Annotated in this window: 1 protein-coding gene; it reads left to right on the top strand. The window is 59.6% G+C overall.

From position 1 onward, the window contains the following. On the top strand, positions 1-413 hold a 413-nt coding region (locus tag ASV53_RS26600; RefSeq protein WP_148665207.1), incomplete at both ends, for a ClpB D2-like domain containing protein.

Genomic DNA, 413 nt, shown 5'->3' with positions numbered 1-413 from the left:
ACCCGCGACATTTCCAAATCAGTCAATCTCGGCTTTTCCAAGGCCGACGACGTCGAGTCTAGCTACGAGAAGATGAAGGCCAAGGTTACCGAGGAGCTCAAGGGACACTTCCGTCCCGAGTTCCTCAACCGCCTTGACGAGATCATCGTCTTCCATCAGCTCACCCAGCCCGACATCCTACGGATTGTCGACCTCATGGTGGGGCAACTGGAGGATCGTCTGGCCGACAAGGACATGGGTATCGAGGTCACTCCGGCTGCCAAGGAACTGCTGTCCACGCGTGGTTTCGACCCGCTGCTCGGTGCTCGTCCGCTGCGCCGGACGATCCAGCGCGACATCGAGGACGTCCTAGCCGAGAAGATCCTCTTCGGGGAGGTCAAACCTGGTCAGATCGTGGTGGTCGATGCTGCCCC

Source organism: Photobacterium sanguinicancri (assembly GCF_002265265.1).
Classification (GTDB): Bacteria; Pseudomonadota; Gammaproteobacteria; order Enterobacterales; family Vibrionaceae; genus Photobacterium; species Photobacterium sanguinicancri.
This window is presented reverse-complemented; position numbering and strand designations above follow the sequence as displayed.